Annotated in this window: 19 protein-coding genes; 12 read left to right on the plus strand and 7 right to left on the minus strand. The window is 67.2% G+C overall.

Translation table 11 applies throughout. The features are described 5' to 3' along the window. Window positions 1-5: 5 nt before the first annotated feature. The 7 genes from NYF13_RS21795 to NYF13_RS21825 all read left to right on the plus strand — a co-directional run bounded on the left by NYF13_RS21795 (window position 6) and on the right by NYF13_RS21825 (window position 4341). Window positions 6-215: a hypothetical protein gene (locus NYF13_RS21795; RefSeq protein WP_315659218.1), complete on the plus strand. Its 210-nt coding sequence runs from the start codon at window positions 6-8 to the stop codon at window positions 213-215. A 351-nt stretch (window positions 216-566) separates the two neighbouring features. Then, window positions 567-1013 (plus strand): hypothetical protein, encoded by a 447-nt coding sequence (locus NYF13_RS21800; RefSeq protein WP_315659219.1) that lies wholly within the window; start codon window positions 567-569, stop codon window positions 1011-1013. Window positions 1014-1245: 232 nt separating this feature from the next. Further along, complete coding sequence (locus tag NYF13_RS21805; RefSeq protein WP_315659220.1) at window positions 1246-1584, plus strand: hypothetical protein; 339 nt, start codon at window positions 1246-1248, stop codon at window positions 1582-1584. Beyond that, entirely contained in the window at window positions 1577-1906 is a 330-nt protein-coding gene (locus NYF13_RS21810) for a hypothetical protein (protein WP_315659222.1), read from the plus strand. Before NYF13_RS21805 ends, NYF13_RS21810 begins: the two co-directional genes overlap by 8 nt. Window positions 1907-2066: 160 nt before the next feature. After that, complete coding sequence (locus tag NYF13_RS21815; protein WP_315659223.1) at window positions 2067-2246, plus strand: hypothetical protein; 180 nt, start codon at window positions 2067-2069, stop codon at window positions 2244-2246. A 700-nt stretch (window positions 2247-2946) separates the two neighbouring features. Further along, complete coding sequence (locus NYF13_RS21820; protein WP_315659224.1) at window positions 2947-3327, plus strand: Lsr2 family protein; 381 nt, start codon at window positions 2947-2949, stop codon at window positions 3325-3327. A 435-nt stretch (window positions 3328-3762) separates the two neighbouring features. Next, complete coding sequence (locus tag NYF13_RS21825) at window positions 3763-4341, plus strand: hypothetical protein (protein WP_315659225.1); 579 nt, start codon at window positions 3763-3765, stop codon at window positions 4339-4341. 303 nt (window positions 4342-4644) lie between these two features. On the opposite strand, the gene NYF13_RS21830 is transcribed toward NYF13_RS21825, so the two are convergent. Together NYF13_RS21830 and NYF13_RS21835 are read right to left on the minus strand one after the other, a co-directional pair. Next, window positions 4645-5331, minus strand: a complete 687-nt coding sequence (locus NYF13_RS21830) for a GNAT family N-acetyltransferase (protein WP_315659227.1) — start codon at window positions 5329-5331, stop codon at window positions 4645-4647. A 252-nt stretch (window positions 5332-5583) separates the two neighbouring features. Next, window positions 5584-5895 carry a hypothetical protein gene (locus tag NYF13_RS21835; protein WP_315659229.1) on the minus strand — a complete coding sequence of 104 codons (312 nt, stop codon included), beginning with the start codon at window positions 5893-5895 and terminating at the stop codon, window positions 5584-5586. 507 nt (window positions 5896-6402) lie between these two features. Here NYF13_RS21835 and NYF13_RS21840 point away from each other — a divergent pair. Continuing rightward, window positions 6403-6561 carry a hypothetical protein gene (locus NYF13_RS21840; RefSeq protein WP_315659230.1) on the plus strand — a complete coding sequence of 53 codons (159 nt, stop codon included), beginning with the start codon at window positions 6403-6405 and terminating at the stop codon, window positions 6559-6561. 317 nt (window positions 6562-6878) lie between these two features. Here the strand turns inward: NYF13_RS21840 and NYF13_RS21845 are convergent, their stop codons facing one another. The 5 genes from NYF13_RS21845 to NYF13_RS21865 form a co-directional block, all read right to left on the minus strand. Then, window positions 6879-7766 (minus strand): aminoglycoside phosphotransferase family protein, encoded by an 888-nt coding sequence (locus NYF13_RS21845; protein WP_315659231.1) that lies wholly within the window; start codon window positions 7764-7766, stop codon window positions 6879-6881. A 113-nt stretch (window positions 7767-7879) separates the two neighbouring features. Further along, the gene (locus NYF13_RS21850; protein WP_315659232.1) at window positions 7880-9118 is read right to left on the minus strand and encodes a helix-turn-helix transcriptional regulator; all 1239 of its coding nucleotides are present in this window, start codon (window positions 9116-9118) and stop codon (window positions 7880-7882) included. A gap of 19 nt (window positions 9119-9137) precedes the next feature. Further along, window positions 9138-9629 carry an NUDIX hydrolase gene (locus NYF13_RS21855; protein WP_315659233.1) on the minus strand — a complete coding sequence of 164 codons (492 nt, stop codon included), beginning with the start codon at window positions 9627-9629 and terminating at the stop codon, window positions 9138-9140. A 319-nt stretch (window positions 9630-9948) separates the two neighbouring features. After that, a complete protein-coding gene (locus NYF13_RS21860) occupies window positions 9949-11289 on the minus strand; it encodes a hypothetical protein (protein ID WP_315659234.1) in 1341 nt (446 codons plus the stop codon). A gap of 27 nt (window positions 11290-11316) precedes the next feature. Then, window positions 11317-11766: a hypothetical protein gene (locus NYF13_RS21865; RefSeq protein ID WP_315659235.1), complete on the minus strand. Its 450-nt coding sequence runs from the start codon at window positions 11764-11766 to the stop codon at window positions 11317-11319. A gap of 434 nt (window positions 11767-12200) precedes the next feature. On the opposite strand from NYF13_RS21865, the gene NYF13_RS21870 reads away from it, so the two are divergent. From NYF13_RS21870 to NYF13_RS21885, 4 genes are all read left to right on the plus strand, one after another. Beyond that, a complete protein-coding gene (locus tag NYF13_RS21870; RefSeq protein ID WP_315659237.1) occupies window positions 12201-13097 on the plus strand; it encodes an SAM-dependent methyltransferase in 897 nt (298 codons plus the stop codon). A 177-nt stretch (window positions 13098-13274) separates the two neighbouring features. After that, a complete protein-coding gene (locus NYF13_RS21875; RefSeq protein WP_315659238.1) occupies window positions 13275-13610 on the plus strand; it encodes a hypothetical protein in 336 nt (111 codons plus the stop codon). After that, window positions 13607-13996 carry a hypothetical protein gene (locus tag NYF13_RS21880; protein ID WP_315659239.1) on the plus strand — a complete coding sequence of 130 codons (390 nt, stop codon included), beginning with the start codon at window positions 13607-13609 and terminating at the stop codon, window positions 13994-13996. Before NYF13_RS21875 ends, NYF13_RS21880 begins: the two co-directional genes overlap by 4 nt. Window positions 13997-14110: 114 nt before the next feature. After that, window positions 14111-15109 carry a trypsin-like serine protease gene (locus tag NYF13_RS21885; RefSeq protein WP_315659241.1) on the plus strand — a complete coding sequence of 333 codons (999 nt, stop codon included), beginning with the start codon at window positions 14111-14113 and terminating at the stop codon, window positions 15107-15109. Window positions 15110-15183: the final 74 nt, after the last annotated feature.

A 15183-nucleotide genomic window follows, 5' to 3' on the forward strand; every position in this document is an offset into this window, starting at 1 on the left:
CTCCGGTGACACTCACGCCGGCGTCGACGGCGCTGCCGCAACTGCTTGGCCTGTCTACCAGTGATTATGCCTGGCTGTCCTATCTGCCGCCCCGGTATGCCTACCAGACCTTGGACCTGACGCTGCCGGGCCGTCACGCTCAGGAGACCCACAGTGAGAGGAGCGGTGATGCCGGCACGGAGACAGCAACGGCGGCGATGCGGGGTGCCGGCTGAGACCGGGCATGGGGTGATCGATGCGGTATCCGCCCGACGCAGTGTTGCCGGTCGAGGTCGTTATCAAGGGAGCTGTGAAGTCGAGCCGGCCGCGGGCTCACAGTGCGGAACCGGGCCCGGCCGCGGGATCAACCGGCCGGGGACCGCCATTTCGGCCACGGCGGGCGGATGCGACGTTCGGCCCCGCCCGATTGGACGGGGTGGCCGGTGGTGGAACATGCCCCGGCATCGGCACGGCGGGGCGGTTCGCCTGCGTTCCGCCTCAACTCCGGGCAGTTCCGCCGCAGCCCCGAGGCTGATGTTCGGCTCGTCCGGGTCCTCGGCTGTGGTCGTCGAGGGGATGGCGGCGTGATGACCGCGACCGTTCCGGTTCGGCCGCCGTCCTCGACCGGTCTGGCGAACACCGGGATCGCCCTGCCCCGCAGCGAGGAACGTTGCGTGGCCATGGCCGCCGCACTGGAGATCGCGCCGCTGCGCCCGGCCGTGTTCGTGCCCGGTCTCGAGCACCAGGCCGCCGCCGCGATCCTCGCCGCGGGCCTGCCGGGTGTGATCCATCGGCGCCGGACCCTGCACCGGCGATTGGACGAGCACCTGATCCTCGACGCCAACGCCGACACCGACTCTGGATCGGGGGTGCGGGTGATGGCCTGCTGGGACGACCAGGCGCACCGGGTCCGGATGCACGTGGCCGAGGTCGGCGCACCCGGACTGTGGGACAGGATCGTCGCTCATTTCACCGAGTGGGAGATCACCGGCCGGCCGACCCCGGCCGCCACCGACTCCGGAGCAGCATCGTGAGCGCCGCGCCCGCACCCTCGACTGGCACTGGCACTGGCACCGACCCGGCGTCGCTGCCTCGCGCGACGACCGAAGCCCGAACACTCGACACCGTTGCGGCCCGGGCCCGTCGGGATCCGGCGCCGGTCACGACCTCTACGGTGGCGACCGGGCACCGCAGGCACACCGGGACGCACCACGCTATCGGCGACTCCCGTGCCTGCGACCCGGCGGTCGCCGCGGGTCCGCGGGTGTGACTGCGATGCAGGAAACCGGCATCCGGTCATGGGTGGGGCTGGTCGTCGCGGCGGACAGCCCCGCCGGGCTCGCCCACCAGGCCATCAATGAGCTGACCCGGCACCTGCCCGATCCGGACGCGCCGGACACCTGCCCGACCTGCGGCGGCGGGTACTGGCCCTGCCCGTACTTCGATGATGCCGTCTTCCACCTGCAGGCCGCACACGTGCGGATCGGGGACGTCCTCCCGCCGGACGTGCATGCCCGTCGGCGGCTTCCGGCCGCACCCTCGACCCCGCAGGATCAGCCTGCGTGGCCGGCCGAACCACCTCACGGGGAGAACGACCGTGGATGAGATCCTGAACTCGGTTCTGCGAGCCGCGGTCTACCAGCGCCTGGACTATCTCGACACCATCCTCGAGCAGGCCGAGCCGACGTCGAAAGCCACGTTCGCCGACACCGCGGTTCCGCAATTGACCAGGGCCTGGCGCGAACTGCTCGACACCCACGCGCTCGATGACCGTGGCCGGTGCCGCGCGTGCTCGCGGGGACGGCTGCGCGGCCGCCGGGCGTGCACGGTGCTGCGGACCGCCCAGCGTCACCTGATCATCGACACCGCCGAGCCTCCCGCTGCCGGACGCCACCATCTGCGACGATCCCTGACGTCCGCATCCTGACCAATCGCGGCTGCCGGTCGTCTCGGCGGCACCCCCGGGTCGCTTCGCAGCGACAGTATCGCGGCGTTGCCAGTGGTCGAGAGCAGCCGGTGGTGCCGGGGCGCCGCGTTTGTCCTTAACCGTTCGCCGATGGCTGTTCTCGTCGGGCATCATGGTAGGCATGAAGGTGGGTGACGAGGTCGTATTCCTCGACGACGAACCTGAGCTGGATCTGCGCGAAAGCGCTCGCGACACGGTGACCGGCTTCCACGAGCCCGACTACACGGAGTTTCGGCTCGCCGACGGCCGGACCTTCACGGCGCTCGACACCTCACTGGAACCCCGCACCCCACACAGGTAGCGGCGCGGATATCGTGCGCAATCTCAGCGCTATCCCGGGAAACGTCCGACTCGGATAATTGGCTCCCGTGACGCGCAGTGGGCTGACGTCGAAGCAGTGTCGTTTGCCGGTCAGATCAGAGACGTCGCAGGGAGTCCGCACCGGATCGTGCGCGCAACGTCTTCCCCGTCGCACACGTGCTCGGACACCCAGTAGCCGAGCTGAGATACCCACGGCGCACCTCGTACCTCAAGCTGCCCATCGATCTGCCCGGCGAAGTCCACGCGGCACGACTGCTGTTCACACCCCTGTACCACCTGGCTGTCTGGTCCGGCACAGAGCAAGAGTGGACCACGGTGATCTTCATAGGGTTTCTGACGAAAGCGATGGTGTCGGTTTCCTGGCTGTCGCCGACCGCGGGTTCCGCCACTGCATCGGTGACGATTTGCCCTGGCCTCATGTTTTTACCATGACTTCTGGATAGGACGCCGTACTGAGCAAACGTTTACCCTGTGGCCGTGCACCGGGCGCCCGGACTGGGTGCCGCTACCCGGGCGGGCTCTGCAGGCCCGTCGGTACGGGGTCAGCCCGGGAGCACAAACCGAGCATCAGTCGCGCATGAATTGCTCCCGGGGCGTGGCTATCCACTGTGGAGTGCTGTTAGGCTAAGCCGGGCGATGCGCGGATCGCGTAAACACACTCTTCTGAGGAGCACTCTTTCATGGCGCAAAAAGTTCTTGTCGAGATGGTGGATGACATCGACGGCGGCGAAGCAAGCGAGACTGTCACCTTCGGCCTCGACGGCGTCCAGTACGAAATCGACCTGTCCGACGGCAACGCGTCCAGCCTGCGTGAGGAGTTCGCCCGCTACGTCGCAGCGTCGCGACGTAGCGGCGGACGCAAGGCCCGGACCGTGGCGGGGAGCCAGCCTCCGACCGCGGCCGACCGGGAACGGTCGCGGGCGGTCCGGGCCTGGGCACTGGAGAACGGCTGGGACGTGTCCGAGCGCGGGCGTATCCCCGCGAACGTTCTCACCGCCTACGACGAACGGGACGCCGAGCCGGTGAAGACACCACGCAAGCGCGGCGCCAAGAAGGCATGACCACCCTCGCAGGCTGGGGATGTACGTTCCACCGCGAAGCCGGAAGCAGCGAGCCTCTTCCGGCGTTGCGGTACGTCTGCACTTTGTCCCATACGTGACCAGCAGGTCACCCCGACGCGGGCACGTCGGTCAGCCGCCGGCGAGCGACGGAAATTATCCAGCGCAGCGGGCGTTCTCGTCTTACACTGGGGAGACGTGGCCCCGCATCCCTCCCCCCTCGACGCGGGGCCACGTTCTTCTTCCGGCCGCTTAGGTCGATATCAGGAGACCCGCACCCCGACCGCATTCCCGTGGCGGCCTTCGGCCGCCTGTCGACGGTTCACCGTGGCCGGGCCGGTCGACCGCGGCGTCGCCCGGCGACCCTGCCGGCCCGCGCCCATCGCCGGAACTCGAAAGTTCAATGATTGGCGCCGAAAACCGGGTATACATAACAGCATGAGGTCGACCGAACCGCCGGATGCGTTGCTGCTTCATCCCTCGACCGAGGGGCTTGTCCCGCAGGTGGTCCTTCTGGCGGCGTTCCTCGTGTTCGAGCTGTACTTCAGCCTCACGGGCCAATTCCCGACATGGCTGGCTATCGCGGCGCCGGCGGTGTTCGTCGTCGGGCTGTCCGTGGCGCTGGTGACGCTGCTGCGATCGCGGGGCGCACCGTGGCAGCTGCGCTGCACGACCGACGGCGTGCAGGCCCGCGGATTCGACCTGGTCCCGTGGTCTGCGCTGGCCGAGGTTCGAGTAGACCCGTGCCAGCCCCGCTGGCTGTATTTCTTCACATGGGACCGGCACCGGGTGATCAGTTTCATTCCCCGTGAGCCAGGCACGGTGCCGGCCACCGTCGTCTTCAACGCACTTCCGATCCGCACCACCTCGTCGAGCCGCACCGCGCGACAGCGGACCAAGTTCCATGGCAGCCCCTTCACCGTGCTCACCAGCACCGTGGACGCCACTCCAGCACACATCGCCGACGCGATCCGCCGCCTCACCGACGTCCCCGTATCCGGCCACGTGCCTGGATAGCTCGCCGCCCGGAACAAACCCGGACTCGCACGCGCGTGCGACCAGCTTGCACGCCCACCGCTACGGTCGCCCCCTTGACAACAAGGTCTCGGCTGATCTCAAGGTCCGAGATCTTCGTAATGGAGAGAAGGAACTGGGTGCAGACGGACCCGGCTGGGACGGTCCGCATCGCCAAGTACGGCCACCGCAGCGGTCCGCCTGCCCATTTCGGCGGCTTCTGCCTGGCCTGCCGCAGCACGATTCGCCCGGACCGCTATCCGTGCTCCCGTCAGAGCGGCGCACCGAGCCAGCAACAGAAGCGGATCACGTCGCGGTCAGTGGCGGGGTGAGCCTGAACCCGGACATGCTGGGAGTGGCAGTGTGTTCGGGGGCTTTGACGGCGAGGCGCCACTGTGTGTCGCGGACACCACCGGCATCGATGCCGGTGGTGCCGGCCGGGGTGTCGATGGTGCAGGTTTCGCCGGAGCGGGCGATGGTGTAGCCGCGATGGCGGTACCACCGCAGGATCGCCATGTCGGTTGCGTCGACCTTCGCGACGAACAAGCGCACGCCGTGTTCCCTGAGGTGCTGCTCGGCCCGCGCGAGCAGGGTGGCTCCGACGCCGCGGCCACGAGAGGATGCCTCGACGGCGAGGATTTCGATCTCCACCAGAGAGCGAGTCAGATAGTGGCGCTGTTGCTGTCCGTGCGTCAGGATGAAGGCTACCGGCGAGCAGGCGTAGACCACGCCGACCAGGCGATCGCGCAGTGTTGCGCCGAAACACCAGCCCGTGCCACCGGGTAGCTCGGGGATCTCGATGCGGCCTCCGGACTGATCGATAGCCGCCTGCAGGTCCCCGCCCTCGTCGGCGCCCGGCGCTCCTGCCCCCGTGGCGATCGCCAGCGCCGAAGCTCCCTCACCAGGCCCGAGCAGCCGCACGCACACGTCGGCCTGCGGGTTGCCGACGTCGGGACCATCCGCTGCGGACCGCTCGTCCGGACGTGACGACATGCACCAGCTCCCATCTATCGCTGCTCAGATTACGGGGTTGCTTCCGCCCGACCGCCGACGGTGCAGAGACCGGGTACCCGGCGACGACGGCGGCGAACACCTCAAGCATCAGTTGGTCGCATGCCGGGGTAGGTACGTCAATCTGGGCAAGCCGAGGTTGTACAGGTGTCCCGAGTCTTTCACGTTGATCATTCTCTACGGCTCTGACCTCAAATAATGACCATGGTTGAGCCAGGGTGGGGACGCTGTCGCTCAGCGCAGCCGCGTCCTCGGATCGGCCGAGGCGACGGTTGCGGGCCATGGGGTCGATCGGCGTGATGCCGCCGGAGCGATCGGGGATCCGAGATGGTGGTTGTCAGGGCCGGATGAGTTCAGGCGGCACGGGACCACCAGCAGCCCGGACGGAGTCCCGGCTGCAGTGGCCACGCCGGCGGTGAGCATGACGGCCGCCATCGGCACGTTGGTGGCCGGCGCCGGGCCGGTCAGCGCACCGGGCAGCGACCTCAGCGCTTCAGCCACGATGAACACTCTGGTGACCCCTCCGGGCACCGTGTCCAGCACCACGTGCTGAATCACCATTTGTGGTGTGACCTGGGTCGACGGGCCGACCATGCCGGTGGCCAGTGCTGCCTACCGGGCAGCCGGTATGTCTCAATCGCCGGCGGCGACGATGATGCGGCCGGACGGGTCATGGTCCGGATCGCGGAGGACCCCCGCCCCCGGCATCGCACGCCGATCTGCTCGTCGCCGGCTGCGTCCAGGTTGGTGCGCGCCCCGTCGGCGAGGCGTTTAGGGACACCACTGGCCTGCCACGGTCACGGACTGAGTCCGCCTCGCCTCGACATTACTCACGGTAATTCACCTGATTGCGCCCATGTCGATCAGAGCCGGTCTTGAGCGTGTCTTTCCCCGAAGGTCAGGCCAGCGCTTCTACGCTGGCTTCCGCCGTCCACTGCTTCCCCACGTGCCGGCCACACGGACAAGCCCGTGTGGCTTGTGTGCGGGGAAGCGTCGCTTCCCCGCCTGCCGTGCCGTCATCCCGACGGTACGGCTGACCGGAAGGAGACGCGGATGGATGCCGACAATGTCACGGGTAAACCGAGGCAGGAGGCAGCACGGAGTGGCGGTGTTGCCGTCACACTCAGCATCACGCTGAGCGGGACGGCAACACGGCTGGTGACCCTGGCTACGACGGTGCTAATCGGCCTGACAACCTGGTACCGGCTCTGAGCTAGGGAAACCACCCGGGGGTGGGGCCTTGACGGGCCTCACCCCCCACCGTCTTTGCCGCTCAACCTGTCCATATCAATTGACAAACTTGGGCAACACGGCGATCGTAACTCAAGGATCGTCAACTGATATGGACGTCGAGGCGTGTCGTCATCTGGCAACACGACGAGTCAGACAGCCCCTATCTCCCCGGCGAAGCTCGCGGCAGCCGTGATCGTGAGACAGCTCGACGGGAACGCACGGGGAGGGCGTTTTCCCTGGTGAGCAGGCAGGTGTCAATCAGCTGGACGGGCATCTGCGATCGGTCCCACGGGGCTTCAGAACGCGTCCCAGGTCCACGGCCGGGGAACCTCGCCTCGCAGGCACGCGATCCGGTGCCGTGTCTGCTCGGCAGCGTCGTCGTCGGTTTCGGCTTTGGCGAGGGTGAAGGCTGTCCAGCGTAGTTCCTGGGCGTCGGCGAAGGTACGGAAGTGCGGGGCCTGGATCACGTCGCGGCCGCCGTAGGCGCCGACGAAGGCGTGGTAGTCCTCGTCGGACAACCGGGCGAAGTCGGCGTAGTCAACCGCGAGGGGGATCAAGTCCCAGTCCCGGCTGCCCAGCGAGACATGCTCCAGGTCGAGCAGTACGGGTGCCGAGCTGTCCGGAACCGCGATGTTTCCCTGCCAGGCGTCACCGTGAATGACCCCACGCCCCATGGCCGCGACGAGCTGGGCCAGCTCGTCGCGCACGGCACGCACACGGTCCACCAGCCACGCCTGGTCGGCCTCCCCCAGACGCGTCGCTGCAGCGACGCGTTTGTCAACGCCGGAGAGCGGGTCGAAGTCGGCCAAGACCGGCGTGGCCGGCGGCGTGAGGTTGTGCAGCTGCCGCAGCATGGCGCCGAGCTCGGCGGGGGTGGCTGAACGGTGCTCCGGTATGCGCTCCCACCACGTCACCGGCCTGGTCCCGACGACCGTCGGCTGGGCCAGACCCGCAACGGGAGTGACGACGTTGATACCAGCCGAGGCCAGCCAACGAGCCACAGCGACCTGCCTACCCGCCGCCTCCTCGGTGTGCTCGGGCCCGATCCGGGCAACCACATCGCCCAGGAGCCGGTACATCACGTTGGAACCGTCGCGAATCTTGAGCGCACCGCTGGTTGTGATACCTGCCTGCCTGCCGGCTCGGGTCAGGACGTCATCAGCGGTCAAGGAGGCGGCCGTCATGGGCTCGATTGTCCCGTCTTCAGCACCGGCAGGGTGCGATGCGCCGACCCCGGTTAAATTTCACCACGTTATTAGACGGCAGAGCCGGAAGGCCCGTCATCAGGCTCGCGAAGTCAGATTTGCGACTTTCCCCGGGCCGCACCGACGCCGTAGTGTGCCGCGAGTTCGGCAAATTTGACACCGCGTCGACGAGTGGTCCGCTCGACGAGCAGTCCCATGGTGCGCTTGCCCAGTGGTTGATGCCGAACCCAGTCCGGAGCCAGGTCTCGTGCCTCCGCAAGCCAGCCAAGAGCGAGAGGTTCACGGCGCAGCTCGAGAGCAGCTGCGGCAAGAAACAGCCGGTGCCCGGCCTCCCAGAATGCAGGCACCTCGTTGCCCACCGCCGTCGGCACTGTTGCTGCCAGCGAAAGCGCCTGTTCGGGGTCTCCGGCACGCACGGCGAAGTCCACGCGTTGAAGCGCCGCCACCCGGGGTCCGAAGATTGCCGCCTCGGTGGCGGTATCGCCGCGGGATCGGACTGCGGCCGCGTTCGCCGCAGCGAGCAGGTCGTCTGCCCGCCCGGAGCTACCCGCGTTCATGGCGGCGGTCGCGGCGTTGAACAGCAGGTTTCCAAAGATTCCCGCCCGGACAGGGTCGCGGTCGAGCATCCGGGGTTCGATGGCTGCCGCGGCCCTGGTGGCCACCCGCTCTGCATCTGCTAGGAGGTTCTGGCGGACAAGTGCCCACGCTAGGTAGCGCAGCGAGATCGCCTGCTCAACCTCTGGCTCATCGGAAGAACGGGCGGCGTCAACGGCGCGTACGGCTGCCCTGTGGGCGAGGTCGTCGAGTTCGAGCCGGCCTGCAATCCCGGCTCCAAGCCGGTAGGCGGTAGACAGCACCCGATGAGCGCCAGCGCGTTCATCTTCATTCGCGTTCCGGATCGCGCGACGCGCATCGGCGAGGACCACAGGGAGTGCGTGGAGCAGCTCACCGTGTCGGCCGTCGACATATGCTTGCCAGGCCGCATGCGCGCTCGCCATTAGCTCAGGCAACGTCAGCACCTCACGTGTGTCAACGAGATCATCGTCCAGCCCGGGGATGCTGGAGTCCGCGTTGATGGCGCGGCGCAGTGGCGCCACGTCTACGTCAGATGAGTGCCGTTCGACCGCGAGTCCGAGCAACCCCTCTACCGAGACACCGAGAGCGCCCGCGAGCTTTCGCAAAGTGTCCGGCCTGCTCTGCTTTCGCTTACCTTGTTCAATACGTGCCACGGTGTCGACGGACACACCCGCGGCATCGGCGAGCTCTTCCTGGGACAGATCGAGCGCAATCCGGGTTTGTGCCAGCGTTTCGGCCAGCGACGACTCCGCCAAAGCCCCACCTCCCCTGCGGTCATCCTGCGACAGGCCGACCATTCTCGCAGATCACGAGATGTTCGCCAGTCTGCGCGGCAGTGAGCGCCACACGCAGGCGACGAGCCAGCGAGGGTTTCACCCGGGTAGCGGCTTCGCCGATGGGCAGCAAACGTACTGACACAACTTCCGCGTCGGTGAGCGTCAACGCCGAGACCTCGTTGTCAGTGATGCGGCCGCCGTCGAAGATGAACGCCAGCCCTTCGGGCATGCGATCGTCAGACGGGATGTAGTCGATCACGAGTAGTGGGCCAAGTGGCCGATCGATGCCGATCTCCTCAGCACACTCACGCCTTGCAGTGCGCCACGGCGGTTCACCCGCCTCGCATGCACCTCCAGGAATGTCCCAATGCTCCTTATATGACGGCTCGACCAGCAACACCCGATCAACCTCGTCACGGAACAGCAGACCACCCGCCATCCGCTTCCTATTGAGAGAGCGCACGTACTCGTCGAAGGGCAGAAGATCCACGGGGACGAGCGTACCGATGCACCAGAGGTACGGATCAGGCTAGGCCTTAAACGCCTAGATCGCGCCAGTCCAGCCACACGGCTAGTGATCACGCGCCGTGTACTAGATGGTCACTCTCAGAAATAATCGCGACATGACCGTGCAGATCATGGGCAGCCAGGAGGTCGGCTCAGGGGACGGCCTGTGGCCGTACCTGACAGGTTCGTCTGCCGTACCTCCTGTGTCATCGCGTCACGATCCAGCGGTGAAAATCATGGTGACGGCGATTTGGGAACCGCCGAGGCCTGCCACAGAACGGCCAGGCTATCGCGAGCATGTGTCAACGGCCGATCAAAGTATCGTGAATATGGTCGTTGAGATCGGCCATGAAGTCTTCGGTTCGCCATGGTCGAAGGTCACGTCGGGCCAATCGAATTCGTTGCGCGGCGACTCGACCGCCAGTGGCTGCGGCAATATCAACAGCCGAGTGAAGCAGCTCGGCGCAGGCCGCAGGGTCTCCGAGGCGCAGTCGGGCGAGTGCGAGATCGGTGCTGACGATACCGCGCTGGACAGCGTCCTGGGGCTGTCTCAGCGAGTTGACCGACCGGTTCAAGCTCTCATGGGCGTGGCTGGCGTCTCCAGCATGGAGGGCGCAAAGTCCTTCAAATCCGTTCAACCGAGCAGCGGTGAATCCGCTGTACGGGTCATCGGCGGTGAGCTGCTCGACGGTTTTCCAGGCCCGTTCCAAAGCTGTGGCCGCTTCGTCGGGTTGGCCTGCTCGGGCGCAGATTTCGGCGTGTACGGCATGCGCACGAGCACGGATTGCGCAGCTGGGGCCGCGATGTGCATCGAGCGTGGCGGCATGGGCAATCGCGCGTGCTGCCTCCGGGTCGCCGGTCGCGTGCAGGGTCACCATGGTGTAGCTGGTTTGGACCGCCGCTATGTGGCTGCGGTCTGCGAGACCTCCGGCCACCGTGATGGCGTCGGAGTACATCGCCAACGCGATTTCGTCATCACGGGTTTCGAATGCCAGGCGCCCGGCAAGTGCATAGGTGCGCGTGGCGAGCAGCATCAGGGCGTCCAGTGGCAGGCGCTCGTGATCAAGTTGCAGGAACCGCCGGCAGGACTCAACGACCGGCGCGAGCTGCAGCTGGAGTCGGACGAACGGCACCGAGCCGACTTGCCCGCCGATCACTGCGACAACGTCGCCCAGACGCCGGATAGCCTCGAGATCAAGCGTCGAGGAAGTTTTTCCCATAGTCTCGCCGGCGATCTGCGTAGCGGGCGAAAGCAACAGCAGCCGCGAGCCGTGCTCGCTTCGCATGAGTTGTTCGCTGAGTTGCCGGGCTCGAGGCTCTGGCATTCCAAAATGCCGGAGCGCGTCCAGCAGAGCATCGAAGTCCGAGCCTGGCCCCAGTGCCAAGTCGCCGGCGGAGGTCCGCGCGTAGAGGTGCGCCAGCAAGAGCTGGTAGCGCTCACGCGGGCTGGTGCGGCCGGACACGCTTTCCCATCGGGAGACGGCGCGCTGGATGCTGGTCACCTGCGTGGTCGCCACGGCGTCGATACCAAGTTCTCGGGCGATTTCCTTCAGCGCACGGGCCAGTTCAGCCCAGGACCAGCCACGTTGTTCGCGCAGCTGGCGCAGCCGGCGTGCCCCGGTCTCCCGATCAGTTGTGGTCACGATAGCCAGTACACCACCACGACTGTCTCACAGCGGCACGACGAGCCGCGGTTTGTCCTGCTCGGCTGCGTAATTCATTGTGTACCAGGTGCCGCTGGCCGGCTGGGTGTTAGAGGGGAAGCCGATTACGAAGCCGCTGCGATCCACCATCCACCGATTCCGCACGTGGTAGGCCGCGGTACCGAGCCTATCGGCGCCCAGCTCGACCAGTTGCACGAGCCGGCCCGCGTCCTGCCAGCGACGGATCGAACTCGCGGCGTCTGCCGGTTGCTCCACCACGGTGCACGGCACCACCACGGTCAGCGACGCCTGGCTGTGGTCGGCCAACCAGTCCAGTGCAACGGTATCGATCCCGACGGCTCCGCCCAGGTAGAAGTGCGCGTCCCGGTCAGCGAACGGCCGGAGGTAGCTGTCGAACAAGTCGGGCAGTCTCGCCTTGGATTCCGCGGAGATAGTACGCGTCCCGGTGATCGTCATAGTTCGAACCACGCTCGTCTCCACACTCTCAAATGTCATCGAATGTCATCTGTCGTTACCTCTCCTGGTCACGGTCTCATAAACACGTTCGCCACGACTAGGGGAACTACGTTCGCCGGCCGCGGCGGGCTTTCGATGCGGACGACGACCGTGAGGACTCCGATGAGCCAGCCCATCAGGCCGCCTAAGTTGCCGCTCGAGCGTCTATCGCCAGATAACGATGGTGCGCCGGTGTGCGTCAAGCCGCTGTCGACGGCGGCTCGAGAACCAGTTCAAGACCATCTGTTTGATGTGCTCGCGCCGTATGCCTCACGCGATGTGGAGAACCTTGTCTTCGTGGGTGGCGGTGCTGTTCGTAACCGGGCTGATCACAGGTGCGTGGATCCCACTTTGCCGCGGAACATTGCAGCGCAATTTATGGGGTGGCAATGAGGATGCTGGACGAGCATGATTTGCCGCACCGTGTGCGGATGCGGAACGAGTTGCTGGGCGGCAATGAGGCCTACGAAGTTGACCTGCGGAAGCTCGACACGTTGAGGTCGATCCTGAGCGATCTTCATGTTCTTGTCGTCGAGGAGACGTCGTTTCTCGTGCGCGCGCTGAGGTGGGCGATCCGTCAGCACGAGTTCGCGAAGGTCCTCGTGCTGGGCGTGGACATCCCACCGCGGCAACCCCTGCATACCGAGGCTTGGGGCCACAGTGACTACATCAGCCCGGCTGATGCGCGGGTGCTGTATCTCGACAACAGCGCTCTTTACGTCGCGAAAAGCCGGGTGTGGTGCGAGAACTCCCCTGCAGTGGACGTCGTGCAGGGAGATCCCACACAACCGATCGACACCGAGCAAGTCCAGGAACTGCTGCGCGACTTCGATAACGGCCCGGTGATCACCATGATACCGGGGCTGCTGCATCGGCTCGACGATGAGCGGGCGGCTGATCTGCTGGGCGAAATCAGGATGTTCTGGCCCAAGTCCAGCTGCGTCATCGCGACACACTTGCTCGATCCCGAGACCGAGGAAGGGACCGCAGTCGCCGAGAAACTGGCCACCAGCGTCGCAGACTCACCCCATCTCGGCCCGGTCCATTTCCGGACTCGGGCGCAACTCGCCGATCTGCTCTCCGGTTACGACCTCGCCAGCCCGATCGGACCGGCGCGGGACTGGTATCCCCACGGGTCTCCGGAGGCGGGACGTCTCGCCTCCGAACTGATCGCCGGGGTCGTCGGGTGGCCAGGCATCGGTACGGGCCCCGCGGCGGTGTCCCCCGCCATCGCCAAGTCCGGCCTCATTCTTCCAGAATGCCGGTGGTCAGCGGGTGCCCCAGCGCCGTGACGCACGGTCGCCACAGTGTGTCCCGCCAGGCACTCGCCACAAAAAATGACGCCGCGACAGCAGCACGATCGACTCGTCCTGGGTATCGGGCGACGACCAACACCTACTGATCTTCACTGCCACGGGGCCGCCGCACAGCGCAGCAGCCGAGGCCAGCGCCCTGGGGAGGGGACGCCGTTGACCATCACCGATTCTCATTCCGATCACGTGCACACAGTCGACGTCCACCATGACGAGACCGTCGGTGTGTTTCCGCCGCAGCAGGACGGACATCCATCCCGGACGATGACGGGTGCGGACTTCCGGATGAGCACAGCATCGTTGCCGGGCATGGGACTGTGGGTGCGGACCGGAGTCCTGCGCGATGTCTGGAGCAGGTCAGCCGGCATCGACGCGGACATCCCGGCCGGGCTGGGGGCGCGCCGGGATGTCCGGCGGCGCCGGCCGGCACCGCATGCCGGGCACAGCCAGTACGGTCAGCGGCGTCCGTCCCGTCGGAAGGCAGTCCGGTGACGGTACGGCTGGACGTCCGCATCGGGGACTACGCCGATACGAGCCCGGACACCCGGGTGCCACTCAGCCGGCATGCCTACCCGTGCCAGGACCTCGGCTCGCCGCTGATCCACCCGCTCTGCTGCGGCTCGCACACGGCGGCGCATTGGACCCGGTTGATCCACGCCGAGGAGTACGACGAGCTGGGGCCTGTTGCCCATGCGTGCACGGGCTGTATGGAGTGGTTGGCGTGTCACGCGCACGCGGTCGTGGTGCACGGCGTGATCGTGGCCGAGCGGGGCTACCTGGGCGACCTCGAGGGTACCCGGATTCTCGATCTGTGCAGCCTGACGCCGCGGCGAGGCCGCCGGGATCACCCACGTCCCGCCGCGCTCGCCGGCACCTGAGTTCCGGGCCGCGCGCCGCTGCTTCCCCGCGGCGCGCGGCCCGGTATCCACCCGCCGCACCTCACCCGCGCGCGGCGGTTCACCCCTTCCCTTCCAGAGAATGTGAGGCATACGTTGCAGTTACGAAGAACAGCCGGGCTGTCCGTCGCGGCGCTGAGCGTCGCGGGCCTGGTGACCGGCCCGGCCAGTCCGGCATCGGCGATCGTCGGGGGCGCTCTGGCGCCGCAGGCGCCGGCCGGGATCGGGTCGTTGCAGCACGACCACCACGGCGACCCGAACTGGGCCACCTGCTCGGCGCACGCACTGGGCGACGACGGCCGCGGCATGACCGACTTGATCGTGTCGAACGCGCACTGCGGCACGGTCGAGCCGACGACGCCGCAGATCCAGAGGATGTCACCGCAGGGCCGGCGGGCGGCCTGGGCGTTGCGGTCCGCCGGTGACCACGACGGCCTGCAGCCCGCTCCGGCTGATCCGGCGAGCTACGCGGGCGCGGGCCTGCGGTCCGTCCCGGTCGATCCCGCGACCTACCACTTCGTCGGCGGCAGCGTCGACCGGTTCCACGGGGTCAGCGTCGGGATCAAGCAGTTCCTGATCCCGACCGGGTGGGCGTGGGGTGAGCCGGACGCGCAGGGCCGTCAGTGGGACATCATGCTCGCGCAGCTGGAGCATCCGATCCCGGTGCGCGGCGCGCTGATCGCACCGGTCGTGCCGTGGCTGCCGGTGCGTGAGCTGGGGTGGGGCCAGGACACCCCGGACCCGTCGTCGTGGCACGGCCCGCTGCGCGCCACGCTCAAGCAGACCGACGTCCCGGTCGTGCCGGACTCCGATTGCGCGGACGCGGGCATTGGCACGGACGAGGTCTGTCTCGGCGTCGCGCCGGACAACGGCGGCACCTGCGCGGGGGATTCCGGTGGCGGCGGGGTCCAGCGGTATGGGCGGGTATGGCTGCTGGTCGCCACCGCTTCCCGTGGACCGGCCCCGCACTGCGGAACCGTCAACGTCTACACCGAAACCTGGCCCTACCTGCCGTGGATCACCACCCAGATCGCCCAGGTCGAACCCCGCACACGAGTCGCAGCCAGCCGGGCCGAGCTGCGCGCGGCCAGCTGACCCGAGGTGAACCGGATGCGGCCGCGCAGCCAGCGCGGCCCCACCCGGTTCCATCAGCACCGGCGTGACACCCA

Origin of the sequence: Amycolatopsis sp. PS_44_ISF1 (assembly GCF_032335455.1) — a bacterium.
Classification (GTDB): Bacteria; Actinomycetota; Actinomycetes; order Mycobacteriales; family Pseudonocardiaceae; genus Amycolatopsis.